Genomic DNA, 721 nt, shown 5'->3' on the forward strand with positions numbered 1-721 from the left:
CAACTGCCTCGACCAATACTGCCGCTTCTCTTTCTTTCATGGTCATTACAAGTACTCGTTTCTTATGTATATAAATGTGGATTTCATTAAGCTATTTTATAATTGCTAACTGCTTTTTACTCGAAAATGTAGTACAAAATACGTTAAAGCTTCCCGCAGATCTCCATTGTCCAGCTACAACCACTAGGTACTCTCTGTTCGGAAAAGTATCGTTCTTAATTTCTTTAAACAACTCTTCACTGTCAAACTTTAAAATGAAAGTATATTCCTCTCCATCAATAGAAGAAATCAGAGAAATTTCCAATTTTGCAGTGTCATAAAAGCGTCCACTTTTGCATTTGCCTTCAATTATTCTCCAATCGAATACACCTTTAGGATACATATGAACGCTTCTATTATCTAGAAGCATTTTACCAATTGTAACACCGTTGTAAGTATCAGAATAGTCGTATGCCTTACACATTGCATATATCTGACGTATTGTACGTGGCGGTTTTGGTGTTGCTGTACCACTACCATGTTCTCCTGGTGTTTCCTTTTTAGTCTGTGGATTACTTGGCATCATTAAAGCCAATAATGCATTGTCAAATTCGAAATTCCCTTCATTATAGTTATTTGGATTGAATCCATTTGAAGCCTCATATGGACATTTTTCAATATGCCCATGGGAACGGCTTGCACTAAAGTATGATGCGGAAACCCCTTCAATATTGCATATATG

At 36.2% G+C, this 721-nt stretch carries 1 protein-coding gene; it reads right to left on the bottom strand.

Annotated features, from left to right (window positions below):
* Positions 1-91 precede the first annotated feature (91 nt).
* The coding region (locus tag AC1DWB_RS36655; protein ID WP_477545955.1) for a hypothetical protein at positions 92-721 on the bottom strand (630 nt) is incomplete at its 5' end.

The sequence above is a fragment of the Paenibacillus sp. P4_E11 genome (assembly GCF_056401635.1).